22 protein-coding genes are annotated in these 23846 nt (G+C 68.9%); 8 read left to right on the top strand and 14 right to left on the bottom strand.

What is annotated here, in order from left to right:
• Window positions 1-16 precede the first annotated feature (16 nt).
• The 6 genes from ACQPYH_RS16700 to mraZ form a co-directional block, all read right to left on the bottom strand.
• Window positions 17-1408 (bottom strand): UDP-N-acetylmuramoyl-tripeptide--D-alanyl-D-alanine ligase, encoded by a 1392-nt coding sequence (locus ACQPYH_RS16700; protein ID WP_432892307.1) that lies wholly within the window; start codon window positions 1406-1408, stop codon window positions 17-19.
• The gene (locus ACQPYH_RS16695; protein ID WP_432894412.1) at window positions 1405-2988 is read right to left on the bottom strand and encodes a UDP-N-acetylmuramoyl-L-alanyl-D-glutamate--2,6-diaminopimelate ligase; all 1584 of its coding nucleotides are present in this window, start codon (window positions 2986-2988) and stop codon (window positions 1405-1407) included. Before ACQPYH_RS16695 ends, ACQPYH_RS16700 begins: the two co-directional genes overlap by 4 nt.
• Window positions 2988-5183: a peptidoglycan D,D-transpeptidase FtsI family protein gene (locus ACQPYH_RS16690; RefSeq protein WP_432892305.1), complete on the bottom strand. Its 2196-nt coding sequence runs from the start codon at window positions 5181-5183 to the stop codon at window positions 2988-2990. The genes ACQPYH_RS16695 and ACQPYH_RS16690 overlap by 1 nt, the downstream gene beginning before the upstream one ends.
• 4 nt (window positions 5184-5187) lie before the next feature.
• Window positions 5188-5817, bottom strand: coding sequence for a hypothetical protein (locus ACQPYH_RS16685; protein WP_432892304.1), 630 nt, complete (start codon window positions 5815-5817; stop codon window positions 5188-5190).
• Window positions 5817-6782, bottom strand: a complete 966-nt coding sequence (rsmH, locus tag ACQPYH_RS16680; RefSeq protein WP_432892302.1) for a 16S rRNA (cytosine(1402)-N(4))-methyltransferase RsmH — start codon at window positions 6780-6782, stop codon at window positions 5817-5819. Before rsmH ends, ACQPYH_RS16685 begins: the two co-directional genes overlap by 1 nt.
• 226 nt (window positions 6783-7008) lie before the next feature.
• On the bottom strand, window positions 7009-7440 hold the full coding sequence (mraZ, locus tag ACQPYH_RS16675; protein WP_130446673.1) for a division/cell wall cluster transcriptional repressor MraZ: 432 nt from the start codon (window positions 7438-7440) through the stop codon (window positions 7009-7011).
• 565 nt (window positions 7441-8005) lie between these two features.
• Here mraZ and ACQPYH_RS16670 point away from each other — a divergent pair.
• From ACQPYH_RS16670 to ACQPYH_RS16660, 3 genes are all read left to right on the top strand, one after another.
• On the top strand, window positions 8006-8911 hold the full coding sequence (locus tag ACQPYH_RS16670) for an AAA family ATPase (protein WP_432894410.1): 906 nt from the start codon (window positions 8006-8008) through the stop codon (window positions 8909-8911).
• Between the two features lie 3 nt (window positions 8912-8914).
• Window positions 8915-10201 (top strand): DUF58 domain-containing protein, encoded by a 1287-nt coding sequence (locus ACQPYH_RS16665; protein ID WP_432892300.1) that lies wholly within the window; start codon window positions 8915-8917, stop codon window positions 10199-10201.
• Window positions 10202-10316: 115 nt separating this feature from the next.
• Window positions 10317-12677: a transglutaminaseTgpA domain-containing protein gene (locus tag ACQPYH_RS16660; protein WP_432892299.1), complete on the top strand. Its 2361-nt coding sequence runs from the start codon at window positions 10317-10319 to the stop codon at window positions 12675-12677.
• A gap of 558 nt (window positions 12678-13235) precedes the next feature.
• On the opposite strand, the gene ACQPYH_RS16655 is transcribed toward ACQPYH_RS16660, so the two are convergent.
• Together ACQPYH_RS16655 and ACQPYH_RS16650 are read right to left on the bottom strand one after the other, a co-directional pair.
• A complete protein-coding gene (locus tag ACQPYH_RS16655) occupies window positions 13236-13637 on the bottom strand; it encodes a DUF3040 domain-containing protein (protein WP_432892297.1) in 402 nt (133 codons plus the stop codon).
• A 257-nt stretch (window positions 13638-13894) separates the two neighbouring features.
• Complete coding sequence (locus ACQPYH_RS16650) at window positions 13895-14641, bottom strand: methyltransferase domain-containing protein (protein WP_432892295.1); 747 nt, start codon at window positions 14639-14641, stop codon at window positions 13895-13897.
• Window positions 14642-14837: 196 nt separating this feature from the next.
• Between ACQPYH_RS16650 and ACQPYH_RS16645 the strand changes: the two genes are divergently transcribed.
• Complete coding sequence (locus tag ACQPYH_RS16645) at window positions 14838-15197, top strand: cupin domain-containing protein (RefSeq protein WP_432892293.1); 360 nt, start codon at window positions 14838-14840, stop codon at window positions 15195-15197.
• Window positions 15198-15214: 17 nt separating this feature from the next.
• On the opposite strand, the gene ACQPYH_RS16640 is transcribed toward ACQPYH_RS16645, so the two are convergent.
• Genes ACQPYH_RS16640 through ACQPYH_RS16625 form a run of 4 tightly spaced genes read right to left on the bottom strand, consistent with a single transcriptional unit; the run spans window position 15215 to window position 17637 of the window.
• The gene (locus tag ACQPYH_RS16640) at window positions 15215-16426 is read right to left on the bottom strand and encodes a DUF480 domain-containing protein (protein ID WP_432892291.1); all 1212 of its coding nucleotides are present in this window, start codon (window positions 16424-16426) and stop codon (window positions 15215-15217) included.
• 44 nt (window positions 16427-16470) lie between these two features.
• The gene (locus ACQPYH_RS16635; RefSeq protein ID WP_432892290.1) at window positions 16471-16719 is read right to left on the bottom strand and encodes a hypothetical protein; all 249 of its coding nucleotides are present in this window, start codon (window positions 16717-16719) and stop codon (window positions 16471-16473) included.
• Between the two features lie 37 nt (window positions 16720-16756).
• Window positions 16757-17230: an SAV_6107 family HEPN domain-containing protein gene (locus tag ACQPYH_RS16630; protein WP_432892288.1), complete on the bottom strand. Its 474-nt coding sequence runs from the start codon at window positions 17228-17230 to the stop codon at window positions 16757-16759.
• The gene (locus ACQPYH_RS16625) at window positions 17227-17637 is read right to left on the bottom strand and encodes a DUF6504 family protein (protein WP_432892287.1); all 411 of its coding nucleotides are present in this window, start codon (window positions 17635-17637) and stop codon (window positions 17227-17229) included. The genes ACQPYH_RS16630 and ACQPYH_RS16625 overlap by 4 nt, the downstream gene beginning before the upstream one ends.
• A 355-nt stretch (window positions 17638-17992) precedes the next feature.
• On the opposite strand from ACQPYH_RS16625, the gene ACQPYH_RS16620 reads away from it, so the two are divergent.
• A complete protein-coding gene (locus ACQPYH_RS16620; RefSeq protein WP_432892285.1) occupies window positions 17993-18556 on the top strand; it encodes a DM13 domain-containing protein in 564 nt (187 codons plus the stop codon).
• 10 nt (window positions 18557-18566) lie between these two features.
• On the top strand, window positions 18567-19037 hold the full coding sequence (locus ACQPYH_RS16615) for a YbaK/EbsC family protein (RefSeq protein WP_432892284.1): 471 nt from the start codon (window positions 18567-18569) through the stop codon (window positions 19035-19037).
• On the opposite strand, the gene ACQPYH_RS16610 is transcribed toward ACQPYH_RS16615, so the two are convergent.
• Together ACQPYH_RS16610 and ACQPYH_RS16605 are read right to left on the bottom strand one after the other, a co-directional pair.
• The gene (locus ACQPYH_RS16610; protein ID WP_432892282.1) at window positions 19030-19755 is read right to left on the bottom strand and encodes a nucleotidyltransferase domain-containing protein; all 726 of its coding nucleotides are present in this window, start codon (window positions 19753-19755) and stop codon (window positions 19030-19032) included. The genes ACQPYH_RS16615 and ACQPYH_RS16610 overlap by 8 nt on opposite strands.
• A gap of 10 nt (window positions 19756-19765) precedes the next feature.
• The gene (locus ACQPYH_RS16605; RefSeq protein WP_432892280.1) at window positions 19766-21697 is read right to left on the bottom strand and encodes an N-acetylmuramoyl-L-alanine amidase; all 1932 of its coding nucleotides are present in this window, start codon (window positions 21695-21697) and stop codon (window positions 19766-19768) included.
• A 173-nt stretch (window positions 21698-21870) separates the two neighbouring features.
• Between ACQPYH_RS16605 and ACQPYH_RS16600 the strand changes: the two genes are divergently transcribed.
• Window positions 21871-22482, top strand: coding sequence for a DUF4126 domain-containing protein (locus ACQPYH_RS16600; protein ID WP_432892278.1), 612 nt, complete (start codon window positions 21871-21873; stop codon window positions 22480-22482).
• On the top strand, window positions 22482-23789 hold the full coding sequence (locus ACQPYH_RS16595; RefSeq protein WP_432892277.1) for a phytoene desaturase family protein: 1308 nt from the start codon (window positions 22482-22484) through the stop codon (window positions 23787-23789). Before ACQPYH_RS16600 ends, ACQPYH_RS16595 begins: the two co-directional genes overlap by 1 nt.
• Window positions 23790-23846 lie beyond the last annotated feature (57 nt).

Here is a 23846-nt window from a genome sequence, read left to right as displayed (position 1 = left end):
CCGAACAGGATCGAGATCACTGCACGTCCTCCAGCAATGCGTCAGCGAGGCTGCGCAGTTTCGAGCCCTTAGAAGACTTCACGAGTACGACGTCCCCCGCGCGCAGCTCGGACCTGAGCAGCTCGAGCGCTTCCGGGATCGTGTCGACGAACGCGGACTCGTTGCCCCACGAGCCTTCCAGCGAGGCGCCGAGATGGATCGGCTTGGCTCCCTCGCCGACCACCAGCAGCCGGTTCACGTCCAGCCGTACGACGAGGCGCCCGATCGCGTCGTGCTCGTCCGCGGAGGTCTCGCCGAGCTCGAGCATCTCGCCGAGCACCGCCCAGGTCCGTGCACCGCGCGACCGGCCGATGGCGACCAGCGACTTCAGCGCCGCGCGGGTCGAGTCCGGGTTGGCGTTGAACGCGTCGTTGATGATCGTCACACCGTCGGCCCGCTCGGTCAGCTCCATCCGCGCGGCGGAGATCCGGGTGGCAGCGTTCAGGCCGTCGGTGATCTGCTCCGGCGTCAGGCCGATCGCCGCCCCGACCGCCGCAGCGGCGAGGGCGTTCGACACATAGTGCTCGCCGATGAACTGCAGTTGTACGTCGCCGCTGAAGTCCCCGATGTGCAAGGCGAACGCGGGACGTCCCTCCGCGTCGAGCTTGACGCCCTCCGCGCGGATGTCGGCCTCGGCCGCCTCGCCGAAGGTCAGGACCCGTGCCTGCGTCCGGCTCCGCATCGCGGCGACCCGGTGGTCGTCGGCGTTCAGGATCGCGATGCCGTCGGCCGGCACCGCCTCGATCAGCTCGGCCTTGGCGATCGCGATGTTGTCCTGGGATCCGAACTCGCCGATGTGCGAGGTGCCGATGTTCAGCACCAGGCCGATACCCGGCGGCGTGATCGCGGTCAGGTAGGCGATGTCGCCCTGATGCCGGGTCCCCATCTCGGCGACGAGGTACTTCGTCGCCGCGGTCGCCTGCAGCGCGGTGAGCGGATGCCCGATCTCGTTGTTGAACGAGCCTTCCGGCGACACGGTCTCGCCGTACGGGCGGATGACCTGGGCGATCAGGTCCTTGGTGCTGGTCTTGCCGGACGAACCGGTCAGGGCGATGACGTTGAGGTCCGGCAGCTTGCCGACCACGAACCGGGCCAGGTCGCCGAGGGCCCGCTGGGTGTCGTCGACGACGATGCACGGACTCCCCTCGATCGGCCGGGTGGTCAGCGCGGCGGTGACGCCGGCCGCGGTCGCCGTACCCACGTAGTCGTGCCCGTCGACGCGCTCACCGGGCAGGGCGACGAACAGCCCGCGCGGTTCGGCGGCTCGCGAATCGATCACCACCGAGCCGTCGACGACGGCCGCGGGATCGACGCCCACGAGCTCGCCGCGGACGGCGTCGGCGATCTCGCCGCAACTGACAGGGATCACCGGTCTGCCTCCAACAGGTCACGCACGGTTTCGCGGTCGTCGAACGGGTGGATCACACCGCCGACGTCCTGGCCGGTCTCATGGCCTTTTCCGAGGACGATGACGGTGTCGCCGGGGCCGGCCAGCTCGATCGCCGACGCGATGGCCTGCCGGCGGTCGCCGATCTCGTGCAGGTCGACGGCCGGGACCGCCTCCCGCGCACCCTGCACGGCGGCGGCCCGGATCGCCGCCGGGTCCTCGCTGCGCGGGTTGTCGTCGGTCACGATCACCACGTCCGCGGTCCGGGCTGCGGCGGCGCCCATCGCCGGCCGCTTCCACGGGTCGCGGTCGCCGCCACAACCGACGACGGCGAACAGCCGGCCCTTGGTCGCGCCGCGCGCCGCCTTCAACGCCAGCTCGACCGCGTCCGGGGTGTGCGCATAGTCGACGATCACGGCTAGGCCGTCCTCGCGGGTAAACAGCTCCATCCGCCCAGGCACGGTCGCCGTACGCAGACCGGCCGCGATCGCGTCGGCGGGTACGCCGGCCTGTCGCAGCATCACGGTCGCGAGCAGCGCGTTGGCGATGTTGAACTCGCCCGGAAGCGCGATCTCCAGCGTCAGCGTCTCGCCCGGTCCCTGCACGTCGAACACCGTCGTGCCGTGCTCGGACAGATGCCGGTTGGCCACAGTCCAGTCGGCTTCGCCCTTGGTCGACACGGTGACAAGCGGTACGACGGTCTGCGCCGCAAGCCTGCGCCCGTACTCGTCGTCGATGGTCACCACCGCGACATCACACCGCTCCGGGGTGAACAACGAGGCCTTCGCCTGGAAGTAGTCCTCGAACGTCTTGTGGAAGTCCAGATGGTCCTGCGTGAGGTTGGTGAACCCCGCAACCGCGAACCGGGCACCGTCGACGCGGCCCATGGCCAGCGCGTGGCTCGACACCTCCATCGCGCACCACTCGACCGCCTGCTCCCGCATCACCGCGAACAGAGCCTGCAGGTCGGTGGCCTCCGGAGTGGTCCGGACGCTCTTCACGACCTCGTCGCCAACACGCGTTTGAATCGTCCCGATCAACGCCGCCGAACCGAGTCTCCGCAGTACTGCGTCCAGCAGGAAGCTGGTCGTGGTCTTGCCGTTGGTCCCCGTGACTCCGAGCAGTCGCAGCTCGCTGGTCGGCTCGCCGTACACGCGGGACGCGACCGCACCGAGCACGCTGCGCGGGTTGTCGACGACCAGCACCGGCAGACCGGTCGCAGCGGCCCGCTCAGCGCCGGTGGGGTCGGTCAGTACGGCGACGGCGCCCGCCTGCTGGGCTTTGGCGACGTACTCCGCACCGTGCGTGACGGCACCGGGCAGGGCGGCGTACAGGTCGCCGGGGAGGACAGAGCGCGAGTCGAGGGTGACGCCGGTGACAGTCGCCGGCGACGTTGCCAGGACTGTTGAGTGGGCGACGCTCGCGAGGTCGGCGAGGCTGACCGGCACGACGTGCCGTGGCCTGATCGCTGCGACCGCGCCGCCTGCGGCGGTAGGGGTGGACACGGGCCCTGAGGCTACCGCTCCGGACCCTGTGAGTCCTACCTGACCCTGCGTCACCATCACCAGGTGATGGGAACGTTGGGCTGCTTCGCTCCGGTCGGCGGGACAACGTACTTCTGCAACGCGTAGCTCATCACGTCTCGGAACACCGGTCCTCCTTGCAGGCCACCACCCCGAACTCCGTCACTCGGGTCGTGCAGTACGACGTAGGTAACGAAGCGCGGGTTGTCGGCCGGAGCAAATCCGGCAAAAGAAGTGGCCCACTTGCGGTAGCAGCTGCAGGCCGAGTCGACCTCCTGCGCCGTACCGGTCTTGCCGGCCACCAGGTAACCGTCGATCGCGGCCTGCGGCGCGGTGCCCTTCTTCGCGGTCACCGCCTCCATCATCGTGGCGACCTCCTTGGCGGCCTTCTCGCTCACCACCCGGTGCGGCGCCGCCGTCTGGTTCGGGATCACGGTGCCGTTCGCGTCGACGTAGTTGCGGACCAGCTTCGGCGGCACGTAGACGCCGCCGTTGGCGACCGTGTTCACCGCGGCGGTCATCTGCACGGCGTTCACCGACAGGCCCTGACCGAACGCGACGTTCGACCGGGTGATCTCCGGCCACTCGTCGCCGTCCATCAGCTTGCCGTTGCTCTCGCCGGGGAAGTTCAGGCCGGTCGGCTGGCCGAACCCGAAGTCGTGCAGGTACTTCACGAACTGCGGGATCCGCATCTGCTGCGCGGCCATGATCGTGCCGACGTTCGACGACTTCGCGACCACGCCGGCGATGGTCAGGTTCAGCGGGCCGTGGTCCCAGTGGTCCTTGATCGTGCGCCGCTGCACGTCGATGCTGCCCGGCACCCGGAGCTTGGTGTTCAGGTCGATCAGGCCGGCGTCCGCGAGCGCGGCCATCGTGGCGACCTTCTGCACGCTGCCCGGCTCGTAGGTGCGCTCCAGCGCGGGGTTGTTCAGGTCGCTGGACTTGTACGGCTTGTTCGGGTCGAAGCTCGGGTAGTTGGCCATCGCCAGCAGCTCGCCGGACTTCACGTCCTCGACGATGACGGTGCCGGAGCTGGCCTTGTACTGCTTGACCGCCTCCTCGATCCGCTTCTCCGCGAAGTACTGCAGATCCCTGTCCAGGGTCAGCTGTACGCCGACGCCGGGCTTCGGCTCCTCGACCGTATGGTTCGCGTTCGGGATCTTGTTGCCCTTGGTGTCGACCTCGTACATCGCCTTGCCGTCGTGGCCGGACAGCTTGTCGTTCAGCCCGTACTCGAGCCCCGACAGCCCCTTGCCGTCGGCACCCGTCACACCGACCACGGTCGCGGCGACGCTGCCGTTCGGGTGACTGCGGATCGGGTCGTCCTCGGTGTACAGACCGATCAGCAACGGAGCCGCCTGGGCCTGCGGCTTGCCCTTGTTCTGCTGGGCGATGGTCGCGTTCGCGGTCTTGATCTCGGCCTGGATCGCGCTCCACGTCGTCGGCGGCACCTGATGCGCGAGGTAGGTGAAGCGGCCCTTGCCGGTCATCGCGGCGACCAGCTTGGCGTACGTCGTACCGGTGACCTTCGGCGCGAGAATCGAGGCGAGCTGCTGCGCGACGGGCTTGGTCTGCGTCGGGTCGGCGACGATCGCGACCGCATCCTCGGACACGGCCAGCTCGACACCGTTTCGGTCGGTGATGGCACCGCGGGTCGCGTGCAGGATGAACGGCTTGGTGTTCTCCCGCGCCGCCGCCTGCGCATAGCTGTCCGGGTCCACGCCCTGGAGCAGGACGAGCCGACCGGCGAACAGCGACAGTACGAACGCCATCACCCCGAACGTCACCCGCAACCGCACCGCCGGCCGCCCCAGCCGCAACATCCGGGGCGCCTTCGGCACCCTCCGCTTCTTGGGCCGCGGCTGCGGCCGGTTCTGCGGAGGCCGCTTCTTGGCAGCACCCTTCTTCACCGGGCGCTTGGCCGTCTTCTTGGCCGCGCCGCCGGCGGGAGCTTGCTTGCGCGGCGCGGCACCGCCGGGAGCAGGCCGCTTCGGAGCTGCCTTCTTCGCTGTTGCCTTCTTCGCTGCCGCCTTCTTCACCGGACGACGCGCCGCCGCCTCCTCCTCACGGGCCTTGCGGAGGAGGCGGTCCCGGGTGGATTCGGGGCGGGGCGGGGTCGTGCGGGCACTGTCCGTAGTGGACGGGCGACGGGGTTGAGCCTTGCGCGGCGGGTTCTCCCGACCCGGTGTGGCACCACGTTTGCGTGGCGGCTCGTTACCCCGTCGATCCGTCATCCGATCATCCCCGTGTGGTCGTAGCAGGCTTCTTCGTCGTGACCGGCGGCTTCGTCGTCCCGGTCGGCGGCTTCGTCGTACCCGCCGGCGGCTTGGTGGTGCCCGCCGTCGGCTTCACCGGTGTCGTCGGCTTCACCGGTGTCTTCGCCGGTGTCTTCGCTGTCGGCTTCACGACCGGCGGCTTGGTGGCGGTGCCGGTCGGCGTACCCGGGCCGAACATCGCCGTACCGGTGCCGGCCTTGCCCTCGGCCGGCACACCGAGCACCTGCCCGTCGGACAGCCGCAGGAACACCGGGTTCGGGTTCGGCACCATGCCCATCCGCAGCGCGCGGTCGGACAGGTTCTGCGGCGACTCCAGCGTGCGGACCTGCTTCTCCAGCAGCTCCTGCTGGTCGCGCAGCTGATCCGCCTGGCTGCTCAGCTTGGTGACCTCGAACGTCCCGCTCTGCAGCTGCGTGTTCAGCAGCAGCAGACCGACCAGTCCGGCGGCCAGCAGCGACACCACGAAGATGACGAACGGCATCCGCGGCGGCCGGAACGGCGCGCCGTACACCACCCTGAGCCGCGGCTCGGAGCGCTTCTTCGCAGGGACAGGCGTCACCCGCGCCTTCTGCGGGCTGAAGACAGTACTCATCAGGCCACCAGTCCCTTCTCCCGGATTCGTGTCGCCGCCCGCACCCGAGCGGACGCAGCCCGCGGGTTCGCCGCGACCTCTTCCTCGGTCGGGCGCTCGGCGCCGCGGGTCAGCAGTTTCAGATAGGGCTCATGTCCGGCGGGAATCACCGGCAGGTCGTCCGGTACGTCGCTCTTCGTGCCGGCCGCCAACGCCTGCTTGGTGATCCGGTCCTCGAGCGAGTGGTAGCTCATCACCACGATCCGCCCGTGCAACGCCAGCGCCTGCAGTGCTGCAGGCAGGGCACGACGCAGTACGTCGAGCTCGCCGTTCACCTCGATCCGCAGGGCCTGGAAGGTCCGCTTCGCAGGGTGTCCCCCGGTACGCCGGGCCGCCTGCGGGATCGCGTTCCGCACCAGCTCGGACAGCCGCGCGCTGTTCGTGAACGGTTCGGTCTCCCGCTCCCGCACGATCCGGTCCGCGATCCGGCGGGCGAACTTCTCCTCGCCGTACTGGAACAGGATCCGGGCCAGGTCGGCCGCGCTGTAGGTGTTGACGATGTCGGCGGCCGTGGTCGGGCCGGTCGAGTCCATCCGCATGTCCAGCGGCGCATCCTGCGCGTAGGCGAACCCGCGGTCGGCCTCGTCCAGCTGCATCGACGAGACACCGAGGTCGAACAGGATCCCGTCGATCGCCGGCACGTCGAGATCGGCGAGTGCGCGCGGAAGCTGGTCGTACACGGCGTGCACGAGCGTGATCCGCTCCTCGTACGGCGCCAGTCGCTCACCGGCCAGCCGCAGCGCGGCCGGGTCCCGGTCGAAGCCGATCAGCCGGACGTCGGGGAACTCCCGCAGGAATGCCTCGGAATGACCGCCGAGGCCGAGAGTGGCGTCGACGAAGACGGCGCCGGGATGCGCGAGTGCCGGCGCCAGCAGCGCGACCACGCGCTCCAGCATCACCGGCACATGCCGCTCCGCAGCGTTCATCTCGACCCTTCCCGTCACTCCCCCTGCACTGTGGGAGCGACCCTGCCCCCGCAGGTCTTGTGTGGTACGTAGACAGCACCGTCCGGTCAGATCGCGGGTACGCCTCCCGGGGAAGTACCTGCTGGCCTTGGCGCCGGGGAAGTGACGCCAACACTGCAGGTCGGAAGTCGGACCCGTGATCTCACCGGACGGTCGGTGTGTCCTCGCACTCTGTTCAGCTGTGCCTCTAGAAGATGCCTGGCAGCACTTCCTCGGAGAGGTCGGCGAACGCCTGCTCCTGCTCCGCGGAGTACCGGTTCCAGTTCTCCGTGTTCCAGATCTCCACCCGGTTCATCGCCCCGATGACGACGCAGTCGCGATCCAGTGACGCGTAATCGCGCAGCATCGGTGGGATGGTGACCCGGCCCTGCTTGTCCGGCATCTCGTTGGAGGCGCCGGCGAACAACATCCGTAGGTAGTCCCGCGCACCCTTGTTGGTGATCGGAGCCTGCTTCAACTGCTCGGTCAGCTGGACGAACTCACGCTCCGGCCACACGGACAGCGATCGCTCCTGCCCACGTGTGATCACCAGACCGTCGGCCAGCTCGTCGCGGAACTTCGCCGGCAGGAACAGCCGGCCCTTGTCATCGAGCTTGGGGAAGTGAGTTCCGAGGAACACGCTCCACCTCCCCGTTGCGGACTCTCCGACTCAGGCGAGTGTTTCCACCACTTCAGTTCCACTGCGCTCCACCTTACTCCACTTTCCACCACCGTCAACCAACTTCCGCCCCCTTCCGCCCCCGCGCCGCCTGAATCCACGCCTGCTTTCCCGCGTGTCGCTGCCGGCTCAGCCGTTGAGTCCTCCACTTCGCCCCACTCCCTTCCTCCACTTCGCTCCACTCCTTCGTCCACTTCGCTCCACCGGGGACCTGATGAACCATTCGGTGCGGTTCGTCGTGAACCTTCTACGGGCTCCGGACGTCGTACGGCGCACGCATGCTTTTCCCGCCCGTACGCTTGGAGGGACGACTCCGACCCCGTGAGGGCGTGCGCCGATGAACACCGAAACGCCAGGTAACGAAACCCCCGCCGCACTAGGCCCGACCCCTACAGCGGGTGAGAATGTGTCGGCAGTCAACGAATGGGGAGGACACAGAGTGAGCACCACCGCGACCAGCTCGCCGCTGGCAGGAGCCGGGGACTTCGACGAGCTGTCCGAGGTGGCGGGCCGCGTCCGCCGGGCCATGGAGCAGGTGATCGAGGGCAAACCCGACGTGGTCGAGGTCGCCATCACCGTGCTGCTGGCCGAGGGACATCTACTGATCGAGGACGTGCCGGGCGTCGGCAAGACGATGCTGGCGAAGGCGCTGGCGAAGTCGATCGACTGCACCGTGCGCCGGATCCAGTTCACGCCGGACCTGCTGCCGTCGGACATCACCGGCGTCTCCGTCTTCAACCAGGAGATCCGCGACTTCGAGTTCAAGCCCGGCGCGGTGTTCGCGAACATCGTCGTCGGCGACGAGATCAACCGTGCCTCGCCGAAGACCCAGGCCGCGTTGCTGGAGTCGATGGAGGAGCGCCAGGTCACCGTCGACACCACGACGTACCACCTGGACGCGCCGTTCATGGTCATCGCGACGCAGAACCCGATCGAGATGGAAGGCACCTACCCGCTGCCCGAGGCGCAGCGCGACCGGTTCATGGCCCGCGTCTCGATGGGCTACCCGGAGCCGGCCGCCGAGCTGCGGATGCTCGACGGGCACGCCGCCGACGACCCGCTGCTGAGCCTGCAGCCGGTCACCGACGGCCAGCAGATCCTGCGGCTGGTCAAGACGGTGCAGTCCGTGCACGTGTCCGAGTCGGTCAAGGAGTACGCCGTCGCCCTGGTCGGCGCGACCCGGCGGTCGCAGGAGCTCCGGCTCGGCGCCAGCCCGCGGTCGACGCTGCACCTGATCCGGGCGGCGCGTGCGGCGGCCGCGCTCGACGCACGCGAGTTCGTACTGCCTGACGACATCCAGGAGCTCGCGGTGCCGGTCCTCGCGCACCGGGTGCTCCCAGCGGCTGAGGCGCATCTCGGTGGGCGCGGTGCAGCCGACATCATCTCCGGGCTGGTGTCCAGCGTGGCCCTCCCCCGCACCCGCCGGGACTGAGACATGCGGCAGGCACTGCGCGGACTGACCACCAGAGGGCGGGCGTTCGTCGCAGCCGGTCTCACCGCCTCGCTGTGCGCGCTGCTGCTCGGCCAGAAGGACCTGCTGCGCGTCGGCATCCTGCTGGCGGCGTTGCCGGTCGTCGCGGCGCTGGTCGTCGGCCGGACGCGGCTGCGGCTGCAGGTACGGCGCAGCCTCGCGCCTGACCAGGTTCCGGTCGGGACGCAGGCCACGGTGGAGCTGACCCTGAGCAATCAGGGCCGGATGCCCGCGGGCCTGCTGCTGCTCGAGGACCGCATTCCTTATGTACTAGGTCACCGGCCGCGGTTCGTCGTGGACCGTGTCAGCCCGAACTGGCGTCGTACGGTCACCTATCCGGTCAAGTCCGACGTACGGGGACTGTTCCAGGTCGGGCCGTTGATGCTGACGGTCGCCGACCCGTTCGGGCTGGTGGAGACCAGCCGGACGTTCACGCGCAGCCAGCACCTGCTGGTCACGCCGCGGGTCTACCGGCTGCCCGAGATCCGTCTCGGCGCGGACCGGGCCGGCTCGGGCGAGAACCGGCCGCGGGCGATCGCCTCTGCTGGTGAAGAGGACGCGACGGTCCGCGAGTACCGGGACGGTGACGACCTGCGCCGGGTGCACTGGCGCTCGACGGCTCGCCGCGGTGAGCTGATGGTCCGCCGCGAGGAGCAGCCCTGGCAGAGCCGGTGCGCGTTGTTCCTGGACGCGCGGACGATCTCGCACCACGGGCACGGTCCGTCGTCCAGCCTGGAGTGGGCCGTCAGTGCGGCCGCGTCGGCCGGCATCGACCGGATCCGGCGCGGGTACGTGACCACGATGCTCGGCGGGCCGACCACGCTGTCCGCCATCACCCACCGGACCTCCGCTTCGGTGCACCAGCCGCTCAACCAGCAGGAGTTGCTGACCGAGTGCGCGACCGTCGCAGAGCACAAGTACGCCGAGCTCGCTCCACTGCTGACCGTCGACCGGCACGCGCAGGAGCCGAGCCTGGTGATCGCGATCCTCGGCGCCTGCAGCACCGACGACGTCATCGCCCTCAACCGCTGGCGGACCAGCCAGGCGACGGGAGTCGCCCTGCTGCTCGACGCCGCGAGCTGGGCGGTCGGCGCCGAGGCAACCGAGAAGGCGGCCCGGCTGACCGCCGCCACAGACGCAACTGAGAACGAACTACGTCGCAACGGCTGGCGAGTAGCCAGAGTCCGCCGCGGCGACCACCTCCCCACCGTGTGGTCCGGCCTAGGACTACGGAGCGGACGTATCGCATGACTGTGTTAATGCCACGCCTCCGGCGCGGCGGGTCACGGGGCTGTGACTCCCGCCCTTCCCTCGTCGTTCCGGTCGCTTCGCTCCCTCCACTCCTCAGTCCAGGGCGGGAGGCCCCGTGACCGGTCACGCAAGGATCTCTATCGCTGCTTGGGGAGCGACCGTTCTCGGGTCGCTCGTGCTGACGCCGGTGTTCTCCGGACCGTTCCTGTTCATCAGCGCGTTCCTGTGCGCGGTGGTGACGGGGATCGGGGTCCTGCTGCAGAACCTGCGGACCCCGCGGATCGTCGTACCGATCGTTCAGCTGTTCGCGCTGGTGGAGCTGCTGTCGCTGTTCTTCCTGCACGGGACGATGAAGTTCGGGCTGATCCCGTGGAAGGCGACCGCGCTCGAGTTCAACTCGCAGATGGTCGACGCGATGGACTCGATCAACCGATTCAGCGCGCCACTGCCGCAGGACTCGCATCTGACACTGTTCGCGGTTTCGGTGATCACGGCGACCGGGCTGCTGGTCCACATCATCGCCGTACAGCTGCGGCAGGCCGCGTGGTCGGGCTTGCTGCTGCTGATCATGTACACGGTGCCGGCCGCGACGGTGCACGGCGGTCTGCCGGCGCTGCTGTTCATCCCGCCGGCGATCGGCTACATCGTCCTGCTGTCCGCGGAAGGCCGCAGCCGGCTCAGCCGGTGGGGCCGCCGGATCTCGGGCGTCTCGCACCTCGACGCGGCCGAGCCGGTCGAGGCGTCGGCGCTCGGCCAGGCAGGTCGTCGGATCGGGCTGACCGTAGTCGCGATCGCTGCGCTCCTGCCCGCGTTGCTGCCGGCCCTGCCGGAAGGTGTCATCGGCAACGGTCTGGCGGGTGGCGGTACCGCCAACGGGCTCGGGGCGTCGATCTCGTCGACCGATCCGATGCTCGACATGGGCAAGAACCTGAAGCGCGGCGACAACGTCGTCGCGCTCACGTACAAAGGCGGTCCGTCCGGCGGCACGTACCTGCGACTGACCGCGCTCGACCTCTTCGACGGCAACACCTGGCGGATCGCGCCGCGGGGGGACGACGGGCACAAGATCAGCGGCGACCTGACGCCGCCGCCCGGGTACTCCGGTGATCTGTCGAAGGTCTCGCAGAGCAACATGGAGATCGACGTCACCCGGACGTTCCGCTCCCAGTTCGCCCCGGTCCCGTATCCGCTGCACTCGATCTCGCTGAAGAAGGACTGGCAGTACGACGCCGAGGCGCTGGACGTCGTCTCGACGAACGGGTCGATCGTCGCCGGCAAGAAGTACAAGCTCTCGTCGTACGACATCCAACCGACGCCGCAGCAGTTGCACGACTCGATCACCACGGCCGGCCCGGACCAGTACACGCTGGTGGTTCCGCAGAAGACGCCGAACGACATCAAGCAGAAGACGTTCGAGGTCACCGCCGCGGCCGGGGACAACAAGTTCGAGGCCGCGGTGCTGATCCAGAACTGGTTCCGCAGCGGTGACTTCACCTACAGCACCGCGAACGCCAAGGGCAGCGGGATGACCGCCCTCGAGGACTTCCTGCTGAGGAACAAGACCGGGTACTGCGAGCAGTTCGCGACCGGGATGGCGCTGATGGCGCGGATCATGGGCATCCCGTCCCGGGTCGGGATCGGCTTCCTGCCCGGGCAGGCCGGCAAGGACGGCGAGTTCACCGTCCGGATGCACGACATGCACGCGTGGCCGGAGCTGTACTTCCAGGGCATCGGCTGGGTCCGCTTCGAGCCGACGCCGTCCGCCCGCGTCTCGGCCACGCCGAACTGGACCGTGCCGGCGACCGGCGACGCGACCAGCCCGACGACCGGGCCCACCACCGTGCCGAGCACGCCAGGCGCCGGCGAGACCCCGGGGATCGACAAGCCGCGGCACGACCCGAACCTGCCGGACCAGAGCTCGGTCGGGATCGTTGACTCGGGCAACTGGTTCACCAATGGCGGTGGGCAGATCATCGGCGGCGTGCTCGGGGTGGCGTTGCTGCTGTGCATCCCGTGGATGATCCGCGCGGCGACCCGGCGACGGCGCTTCCTGCGACCGCCGGGACGGGTAAGCGCCGAGGGGTTGTGGGCGGAGATCCGCGACACGGCACGAGATCTGGGCCTCGACTGGTCCGAGATCTCCACGCCGCGGCAGACCGGCCAGTGGCTGCTCACCAAGCTCCCCGACGAAACCCATCCAGCCGCCCGCAAGCTGGCCCGCGGGATCGAAGCACTCCGGTACGCCGGGGACGCCGACCCCGAGCTGGACCTCCGCCCGGAGGCATCCGCCATCCGCAAGGCGCTATGGACCCGAGCCTCACGCCGCCGCCGCTTGCGCGCCCGCTTCCTCCCCCCATCCTGGCGCTGGTACCTAAGCCGAGGCAGCACAGAAGCCTCCGACCTCCTAGACGAATTCGACCTCTTACTAGCCCGCCTACGCTCATTGGTCCTCCCCAAACGCCCCCACACCAACTAGCCGAACGGGGTGCGTGAGCGAACACTCACGCACCCCAGCAACAGCCGGAGGACACCTAGACGCCGGCACTCACACGAGCACACCTGCAGCCAACGCCTTAAGCCCAAGCCGTATGCGCCCTGCGCTCACCGCACTCAAGCCACGCCAAGCGCACTCGCGCTTACCCACCATCCGACGCAAAGCGTCGACACCCGCCCTTAGCCCAAGCCGCCTGCACCCACCGCATTCAAGCCACACCAAGCACACTCACGTACCCACCACCCGACGCGAAGCGTCGGCTCCCCGCCTTACACCCAAGCCACGTGCACTCGGCTCCCTTCGCACCGAAGCCAGGGCAGGCGCGCTTGCCCGCCACCACCCGACGCGAAGCCTCGGGTGTGCACCCGGCGCGCATCGCGCGTGATGCGCCGGGACGGCGCTCGGCGCTAACCCAGCCCCGAGTGCCAGCGCTGTCAGTCGCACGCGCGCGTGGCGCGGGGAGCGCTGTCGGCTCAACCTCCGACAAAACCAGCAACACCCGTGCCGCGGGGGCACGGGTGTGGTGGGAAGTTTGGTGGGTTAGAGGTCTTCGTCGCGGCGGCGGCGCCAGCGGTCTTCCATGCGTTCCATGAAGCTGCCGGAGGAGTCGTGCTTGGTCCGGTGGCGTTTGGTGGTCGGCGGCGGTGGGATGTCGTCGGACTCCCCCGCGTTGCTGATCCGCTTCATGCTCAGCGCCGCGATGTACAGGCACGCGACCATCATCACGAAGCCGACGACGCCGATGATCGTGTTGGGGATGATCGCACCGGTCATCAGTACGACGATGCCCAGCACAAATCCAACGCCGGCAAGCACTGCCCGCCGCTTGTAGTACAAGCGCACATTGGTTCCCCGCATGGCGGAAACGAACTTCGGGTCTTCCGCAGCGAGGGCGCGTTCGAGCTGCTCGAACTGGCGCTGCTCTTCTTCCGAGAGGGGCACCGTCGATCCCTCCATGATGAGCGCGATCTCGATAGGCCGCCTTCAGTCTAGGCCGCAGGTGGCTGACACGAAACCCTGACCGGCTGTCCAGCGCGTCACGGTCCGGCAACTGCCCCCGCAGAACAGGTCCCAAACCCATGTATTGCGGCGTGTCGCTCACAGTCGGTTCACAGCGACGGCCCTCTGACCGTGCCTCAGGTAGCCCGCTCGTCACCCTCCGTCGCGATCGGCCGTACGCCGGACATCCGGCAAACGCCTCAGCGCGTCGCGAGAATGTGCAGCTGAGTAGCCAGCGCACGGAACGCCGGGTGCTGACTCGCGGCCCGCTCGAGCTCGGCCAGCGAGTCCGCGGCGCCCGGCTCGGAGTCGACGAACGCGGCCGGCACCAGGTCGGCGAACGTCCGCACCCCGTGCACCGTGTGCACCATGAATCCGGCATCGGCCAGCTGCGCCGTGATCCCGGCCTCGTCGAACCGCCGCGGCATCGGATCCGTCGCACCCCAGCGCCCGTCCGGGTCCTGCAGTGCGATCCGCGCCTCGGCCAGATGACCGGCCAACGCTCGGGCCAGTACGACGGCGTTGCGCTGGGCAACAAGCAGACTCAGTACGCCGCCCTCCCGCAGCACCGACGCCATCGCCTGCAGCGCCTGCACCGGGTCGTCGACGACCTCGAGCACGCCATGGCACAGCACGGCGTCGGCGCTCGACTCCCCGGCCAGCCCGGGGAGCTCCGCCGCGTCGCCCTGGACGCCGCGAACCAGCTTGCTCACGCCCTCGTCGCTGGCCCGCCGCTCCAACGACGCCAGCGCGTCCGGGCTCGGATCGACGACCGTCACGCGATGTCCTTCGACCGCCAACGGAACCGCGAACCCACCGGTGCCGCCGCCGAGGTCGACGATGTCCAGCCCGCCGTCCGGATCGGTCCGGCTCCGGCCTGCCAACGCAACGCGCAACGCCTCGCCTACCAACGCCGTACGCACGCTCCGCCGTCGCCGATCCACCATCAACCCTCCAGCCAGTCCCCCATCAGCACCGCCGCGCCACACCCTACTTCCACCCCGCCCCCGGTCCGGCAGACGGATCCCGTCCGCCGTCACGTGCCGTCCGTCGTAAGCAGTCCATAAGTCCTGACACCTATCGCCTGCCGGGCGGCGGAGCAATGGTGAAGGGAAGGGGAGAGCCGATCACCAGGGAGGGATCATGGCCATCTTCAGCAAGTCATTCGACGAGCCGGACGAACGACGTTCGCCGGACAAGACGAGAGTCGACCTCGTGAAGTTGCCGGGCGCCAGTGTCGCCCGACTCACCTTCCAGCCGGGCTGGCGCTGGTCCGAGTGCATCCAGCCCGTCGTCGGCGGCGAGTCCTGCCAGGTCCGCCATGTCGGGGCGTTGCTCTCCGGCGAGATGGAGGTCGTGCACAACGACGGCACGAAGGCACAGCTGGTGGCAGGATCCGCGTACGTCATCGAACCGGGGCACGACGCCTGGGTCGTCGGCAACGATCCTGCGGTCGGCCTGGAGTTCGAGTCAGTCGCGGCGGAGACGTACGCGAAGGCCTGACGTGAGTACGGGGCTTGTCACGACGGCCTACGGGCGATGACGTAGAGGCGGCGAGTGGTTTCGGCGCGGGCGGCGATCGGTCCGCGGAGGTACCACTCGACGTCTGTCAGACCGGCGGCCTCGACGATGTTCACGACCTGGCTCGGGTCATAGAGGACGTAGTCCAGGTTGACTTCATGGCCGAGGAACTCCTCGACGTGGCGGACCTCCGCGCCGGCGTGGAGTGCGAGCACCAGCCAACCGCCGGGATCGAGCGGACGAGTCAGCGCGGCGATCGCGTCGGGAAGCTCCGACGCGGCGAGGTGGATGAGCGAGTACCACGCGAGGACTGCGGCCCAACCGGAGCTGGACGGCGGACGACCGAGCCGACGGAGATCGCCGACCTCGAACGTGCGATCCGGGAAGCGCCGCCGTGCTTCGGCGACCATCTCGGGCGAGATGTCGACACCGGTGGCGTCAACGCCGTAGTCGGCCAGGTACGCCGTGATGTGCCCAGGCCCCGAACCGACCTCGACCACCGGGAGACCGTTGGCTTGGGCAACGACCCGATCGAGCAGCCACCGCTCGAACGGCAACCCGTCGAGCTCGTGGAGCAGCTCATCCGCGTACGCCGTCGCCACCGCGTCGTACGACGAACGCACCCGGGCATCACGCGCTTCGGTGCCGTCGGCGATGACGGTGTCGCGGTCGACGGACTCGACGACGGCGATTGCTTCCTCTTCGGGCACCGGGCCGAGGAGGTGGATCCACCGGCGGTCGTGCTGACCGGCGCGGCGCTCCAACTCACGCACCAGCGGCTCGGTGCGTGCGGCCATCCGCCGCAGGCACGCCTCGACGTCGGTCCGGTCGTCGAACTTGTGGATCCGCTCGGTCCGCGTCCGCAGCTCACCCGGCGCTTGTGCACCGCGCAGCAGCAACACCGTGATCAGCGCGCGCTCGTCCGGCTCGAGCTCGAGCTTCTCGTCGAGGGTCTGGTGGTACTTCAGCGTCCGGCGACCGGTGTCGACCCAGACGATCCGCAGCAGCTCGCGATCCCGCAGCGACCGCGCGACCCGCTCGACGGTCCCCTGGTCGTAGTCGACGACCGGATCCCGGTTGCTGGTCTGATTGCACGCCGTCCGCAGCGCGTTAGCGGTGAGCGGGTACGACGCCGGCACGGTCGCCTGCTTCTCCAGCAAGCTCCCCAGCACCCGCTGGTCCTCAGCATCCAGAACAGGAAGGTCACTCACGTGGCTGACCTTAGGGCATGTCTGGTGATCCAGCGGATCGGTGATCAGCCCGGTTGGTACGTCTCCGGAAGCGTCAGCGGCTCGAAGGCGGTGCCGTTGCAGGCTGGGCACAGGGCGTCGTCCTGGATGCCGGAACCGGCGCACTGGGTGCAGAGGCCGTCATGCCAGGTCTGATCGGTCAGCGAGTGGTGGGGGCGCGGGTAGTGGGTGTCAGGCAGGTAGCACTCGGCGCCGGTGTGGGCGTGCACACGACCGCACAGGTCCTTGCCCAGGCCTCTCGGCTGTTCGTTCACGGTCGGGATCTCCTCAAGTACCTCAGCGCCAGACTGGTCAGCTGGCTTGCATCCAGGGTTGGGTCAGGACGGACTGCGGGTCGGTGGTGGCCGTGAGCACCGGGGTGGTGGACAGTCGCAGGCTGGCCTCGACCTGCCCGTAGAAGGTGTCGACCGCGCGGACCAGGTCGTCGGCCTCGCGGGTGGTGACGGCGCGCTCCAGGCCCGCCTCGGCGGCGGCACGCTGGGAGGCGCCGGCGGCGAAGAACGTCGCCCACTCGCCGAACTCCGGGGCGACCTCGGCCAGCAGCACCCAGGCGTTGCGCTGGACCCGGCGGCGGCTGCCCGAGCGGACCGGGCGGGCGCGGACGGCGAGCACCGCGGCCGCGACCCGGAGCGCCGCGACGTGGGCGCTCGAGTAGCGGATCAGGTGGTCAGTGGTCTCCGTGGCCTCGACCAGCGCGGTGCGGGCACGGGACAGCTCTCGGCTGGCCGCGCCGGCAGCTGCCGGCGATACCGGTGAAACAGTCATCGGTCGGTCACCCTCTCCAGTTGCCAACGACCCGAGACCGGGTCATGGGCGAGATCGAACAACTCACGTCGGCCATACCGGCCGGAGCCCGCTTCCACCCTGAACACCGTGCGCTCCGGTCCCCAGTCCGCATCCAGCACCCCGACAGCGGCCGAGCAGGCTTCGGCGACCATGGCCGCGTCGATCCGGGCCGGCAACGCTTCGGGCTGCGCCGGGCGCTGGGCGCGTGGGTCGTGGATGGCGCCTGGGCCGATGATGCCGCGCTCCCACCAGACGGCGGTCTCGGTCCACTGGGACCTGAGCGCGGTGACCCGCCAGAGGCGGCCGCGCCAGAGGAACTGGTCCGGGGTCTCGATGCCGTCCACGAACACCGAGTGCACCTCGACTGCGTCGTCGAACTCCCACATGGCCCATCGCCTCCTCTGTACGCCGCCTGTAATCGATGGCAGTCCCTGTTTCACTGCCGGGTCCGAGGCCCGGCGGGTGAGCCCGGGGTGGGGGTCGAGGTCCACCCCGGTGCCCGGCCCGCCGGGACCACCGGATTCCGATGCGGCCGCAACTCCGCACCGGAGCCGTCCAGCTGCCCGGCTCACCCCGGTCCGGCCTCCCGACGAAACCGGGGCCGAGGTAATCGAACATCTGTTCGAACACTGGAAGCGTATCGTCGCCCGCCGACAATCGTCAACGGCCCGTAATTCCGGCGCGTCGCCACGCGGCGCCTCCGGACGCCAGACTGGAAAGCCCGGGACGGAAGGACGAACGATGCGGAGACGGACAGCAGGAATCACCGCGGCGGCGGTTGCCGTCGTGGTCGCGGCGGTCGCGCTGCCGCTCTTCCAGCCGTGGCGGCTGCTCACCGACAGGGTCGTCGACGAGGCGCTGCCCGGCACTGCTCCGATCTCCACGACTTCATCGTCGACCACGCCACCGACAGTTTCTGCGCACACGGCAAAACCGACGCCGGTTGTCAAGCCCCGGCCGAAGGTTCTCCTGACCGGGAAGCTGATCACTCACGAACACCGGACATCCGGCACGGTCGCCGTACTCGCCCTGCCGGACGGCAGCCGGGTGTTGCGGATCGAGAACCTCGACACCTCCGACGGCCCCGACCTGAAGGTGTGGCTGAGCGACGCCGAGGTGATCGCCGGCCGCGCGGGCTGGCATGTCTTCGACGACGGCGCCTATCGGAGCCTGGGCAGCCTCAAGGGCAACCACGGCAACCAGAACTATCCGATCCCGGCGGAAGTGAAGCTCGGGGACTTCCGCAGCGTGGTGATCTGGTGCGATCGCTTCAACGTGTCGTTCGGCGCGGCCGCGCTCGCATAAGCTCAGTCGGGTGAGCAGTCATCCCAATGTGCAGAAGGTTGCCGACGCGCTCGCGGCGGCAGGCGCCACCGGCGAGATCGTGATCCTGGACGAGGCGGTGCCGACGGCGGCTGCCGCGGCGGCCGAGCTCGGCTGCGAGGTCGGCGCGATCGCGAACAGCCTGATCTTCAACGGCGACGGCGCACCGGTTCTCATCCTCACCTCGGGCGCGCACCGCGTGGACACCGCGAAGGTCGCCGCCGAGCTCGGGATCGCCAAGCTGAAGCGGGCCACCCCGGAGTTCGTGAAGGAGCACACCGGTCAGTCGATCGGCGGCGTCGCCCCGGTCGGGCACCCGGGCCGCGTCCCGACGTACGTCGACGCCGCCCTCAAGCAGTACGACGTGATCTGGGCCGCCGCCGGCATCCCGCACTCGGTCTTCCCGACGACGTACGACGAGCTGCTCAAGCTCACCGAGGGCACGCCCGTCACGGTCAACTGAGTACGGCGGGAATCGCCGTACTCACGAAGCGCCGGGTCAGCACGCCCCGGCTGTGTCGCCACCACGGCGACGTCCGAGGCACTGGTCCGTAGCGGCGTGCCCTGATGTCGTCGATCACCGACGCGGGAGCCCCGAGACCGGGCAGTACGTCGAGAGCGGCGCGTTTGGTGATCAGGTCGCCCGTCGCCAGAGTCACGTGGGCGCGAGCGAGCGTGAGCAGGCTGAGATCGACCCAGATGTCGGTGTACCAGTTGGTGCGCTTGCGGGTCGCTGGGAGCCAGAACTCCCGCAGGTCCCGACGGACGAAGGCGAAGAGCTCCTCGTCGGTTGTCGCCGGCAACAGCTCCGCGGGCGTCGGACCGAACAGCGTGCGGTTGCCGATGGCAAGCTCTCGCCGCGTCACCGGACTCACCGGCCGGTCGAAGTACCGCTTCTGCGCAAACGTCGGATGCCGCACCGAGAGGTCGGCCAGGTCGGTCATATAAGAGCAATGCAGCTTCGCAGCGAGTGGTGAGTCGCGGATCAGTTGCCGGTGTACGTCGGCGACAGCGGGCGGCGGAGGTGAGGACGTCACGACGATCACGTCCAGGTCGCTGCGGCCCAACTGGTAGTCCCCCAGTGCCAGTGAGCCGTGCAGCCAGACCGCCTCGACGGCGGCGACTTCGCGTACCGACGTGACGAAGCCGTCCAGCAGTTGCTGGACGGCTTCGTCGATCACGTGCGACAGACTAGATCGCCGGTCGGACGTCTACGTCGGCAGCCCGTACGTAGGCCATCCGGTGGCCGAACCAGATCTGGTAGTACCTGTCCTTGCCGAGCACCTGGACGTGGTCGGTCGGCGGCTGCCCGTCGAACGTCACGGCCCGGTAGTAGTCGGTCTCGATGTTCAGGTCACCGACCGGGTAGGACTGCCCCGCGCCGATCGAGTACTGCAGCGGCGTCACCGTCTGGTACGGGATACCGGTCGGGTACGCCGACTGCTCCGGGTAGGCGCGTCCGTAGACAGGCACCGACGCGAGACCGGCCTTCGGCTTCACGACCAGACCCGGCTTGGCGAAGGCATCCGGTGCGTTGACCGGGCTCTTGAACCAGCCCAGTGCACCCAGGTACCAGACCGCCACCCAGTCGCCCTGACGCTGCGCCACGACGTACTGCGACCCCGCTGCGGCCCGTGAGCCCATGTCGGACACGTCAGTGGTGCCGTCGATCCCGCTCGGGTGCAGCCCGATGTCCTTGACCAGCGGGGCGTTGTCGTCCGGCGACTGGCGCAGGTACACGAAGTTGGTGCCCTGCGGGGTGCACGTGGTGGTCGGTGCGTCGCAGTTGGAGACGACCTGGACGTTGTTCGCGAAGCCCGGCTTGATCGTCACGATCGAACCGGCGCGGACCGGGAAGACCTTGTGTCCGTAGATCGGCGCGCCGAGCAGGTCGAAGTAGTGCTCCCAGTCCCAGTACGGTCCCGGGTCCCAGTGCATGCCGGCGACCGTGGACGGAACCGTGCCCGGCACCTGGTCGTGGCCGATGATGTGCGCGCGGTCGAGCGGGATGTTGTTCTTCGCGGCCAGGTACTTCACCAGCTTGGCCGAGTTGCGGTACAGCGACTCGGTGAACCAGGTGGCGCCCTGCGGTGCGAAGCCCTCGTGCTCGATGCCGATGCTGTGCATGTTCACGTACCAGTTGCCGGCGTGCCAGGCGACGTCCTTGGCCTTGACGTGCTGCCAGGTGTGTCCGTCGGACGACCGCATGGTGTAGTTCCAGCTCACGTACGTCGGGTCCTGCACCAGGTTCAGCACGCCCTGCCAGGTGCCCTCGGTGTCGTGGATGACGATGTAGTCGATCTTGCCGGTCTTCGGCCGGTTGGCGAGGTCGTGGTTGCCGTAGTCACCTGCCGTGCCGAACGTCGAGTACGGCGCCGGCAGCCACTCGCAGCCGAGCGTCGGCGGGCACTCCACGTCCGACTTCGACGGCTGTACTCCGGCCGGCAGCGACAGCTTGCCGACCTGCGCCTTGTCCGGCTTGACCGCGACCGCCGGCATCACGATTTGCTGGCCGGTGTTCGTCGTCCGGGCCGCGCCCTTGGCCATGATCGAGTAGACGTCGTCGGCGAACCCGGCAGCGCCGACCTTGTCGCCGGACTCGGCGTATGACGCCACTGCGCCGTACCACTCGGCCGGTGAGGTGGTCGCGCCGACCGGCAGGCCGAGCGACTTCTGGTACGACGCCAGCACCGCGGCGCCGCCGTTGATGTTCGCGGTGACGTCAGTGCGCAGTGAGGACGCGTCCAGCCCGGTCAGCTCGGACGCCTTCTTCAGCGTCTGCAGCGACTCGGCGGTGGCAACCTTCTGCTTGCCGGACAGGTCGGCCACCTCGGACGCCCCCAGCGAGGTGAGGTGCATCGGGCCGTAGCCACCTGACGTGCTCGGCGCGCCGGCGTGGTCATCCCAGCGCGACTCGGCGTACGAGACCGCCAGCAGGACGGACTCCGGTACGCCGTACTTCGCAGCGGCCGCGCTGTACGCCGTGGCGGCGACGGCGGACGGCGCGGGCTTCGCCGGCGCAGGTGACGCCTCAGCGGGTGGACCTCCCAACGACACGCCGACCAGGGCGGCCGGCAGCGCTACCGCAGCGAGTGCGGCAAGAATCTTCGGACGACGCAGCATGATGTTCTCCTGAACCCCTCGGGCGGGTGCCGGTCACACAGACTGGCAGCCTAGTCACTGTGAGTCGAGGCGACGCGGATGTCAACGGTTAACCAAAACTCACGTACGAGGGTTCGATACTGACGAAAACGTGTGTCGGGAAGTACGGCCACTGAGGGTTACGGAGCAGGACATTGGAAGCGCTGCCGCTGGCGATCACGACTGGCTGGGCCAGTGGCGTGAATGCCTATGTCTGCGTGCTGATTCTCGGTCTGCTGGGCCGGTTCGCCGGCGCCGACGACGTACCGCACGCGCTGACCACGACACCGGTGTTGATCGCAGCGGGTGTTCTCTTCGCGTTCGAGTTCGTCGCCGACAAGATCCCGTACGTCGACTCCGCGTGGGACGCGATCTCGACGGTGATCCGGCCGACGATCGGCGCGATCCTGGCCGCGATGCTGTCCGGCGAGGCGAGCACGCTGCACCAGGCGATCATCGCGACCACAGGCGGTCTGGTGGCGCTGCTCTCGCACTCGGTGAAGGCCAGTCTGCGGCTCGCGATCAACACCTCCCCCGAGCCGGTCACCAACATCGCAGCGTCCTCCGGTGAGGATGTCGCGGTCGCCAGTGTGGTGACGCTGGCCGCCTTCCACCCGGAGGCCGCGCTGATCGTCGCGAGTGTCCTGCTGATCCTCGGACTGATCGGGGTGTACTTCGCGTTCCGGTTCATCCGGCGCGGGTATCGCAGGTTCAAAGCGTGGCGCGAGAGACGAAGTACCCCTGCGACTGGGAGCAGTGCTGCCTGATGGCCAATGTGATTGTCGTCGGGGCCGGTCTGGCCGGTCTCGCCAGTGCGGTGCGGCTGGCCAAGCTGGGTCACCAGGTCACCATCTGCGAGCAGAACGAGCATCTCGGCGGAGTGCTCGGACGAGTCGAAGCAGACGGCTTTACCTGGGACGCCGGAGCAGCCAGTACGACGCTGCCGGCCGCGCTGCGTGACCTGTTCCGCAAGAGCGGCCGTCCGATCGAGAGCCTGGTCCAGCTGGAGCCGGTGACCGAGCCACGCCGCCACATGTTCACTGACGGCTCTGTGCTCGACCTGCCGATCAGTGATCGCGGACTGCAGGAGGAGGCCTGGACCGACCTCGCTGGTGCGGCTGTGGCCGAACAGTGGACCGCGCTGGTCGACTCGTACGGCGACACGTGGCAGATCCTGCGGAAGTCCTCACTCGAGCCACCGCTCGAGGACAAGCTGCCCATCAAGACGATCCGGACCCTCAAGCCGTGGCAGTCGCTGGAGAAGGTCGCACAGCGCGAGCTGAGCGACGAGCGAGCCCGTGCGGTACTGCGGCACTTCGCCGCCCAAGGCGGTTCGGATGCCACGCTCACGCCCGGGTATGTCGGCGTGTGGTCGTACTTGGAGCGCACGTTCGGCCGCTGGACGATCGCAGGCGGCTTCGGTGCCCTGGCCGACGCTCTGGTGCAGCGGGCGAGCGAGCGGAAGATCACCGTCCACACCAGCGCGGAGGTGGTCGCCGTGACGACGACGGGCGGCGCAGTGACCGGCGTACGGCTTACTGACGGCACGGAGCTCCCAGCGGACGTCGTAGTGAGTGACGTCGACCCACGGGTGCTCTACGAGAGCTTCGTGGCCGATCCAGTGGCCAAGAAGGTCCGCAAGCGGATCCTCGCGACACACCAGGCCCAGGCGGCGTACGTCGTCCACCTTGGCCTGAAGGATCCGGTCCCGGAGCTGCCGTTCGAGACCGTGCTGCACGGCACACCGACGGTCGTGGTCCGCACCGGAGGTACGGCGCCGGCCGGTCACCAGGCGTGGTCGGTGCTGGTCCACGGCTACCCCACCGACGACGTACTGGACCTGCTGGTCGCGCGCGGGCTGCCCGTCCGGGACAACGTGGTGTCGCGGCAGACGTCGCCGTCGTGGTGGGCCGGCGTGGCCTGGGAGGGCTACCGGACCGCCCGCCGCCGCGCCTCGAACGTGTCCCCGGTGAAGGGCCTGTACTGCGTCGGCGCGGGCGCGCACCCGGGCTCCGGCGTGCCTGCCACCACGCTCGGCGCCGCGATTGTGGCCGACGCCATCGGGAAGGCCTGAGGCCGCGGTGGGGTTGGACAAGGGAACAAACTAAGATTGGTTGTTCCTGTGTTCTGA

This window comes from Kribbella sp. CA-245084, assembly GCF_050942355.1.
GTDB lineage: Bacteria > Actinomycetota > Actinomycetes > Propionibacteriales > Kribbellaceae > Kribbella.
This window is presented reverse-complemented; position numbering and strand designations above follow the sequence as displayed.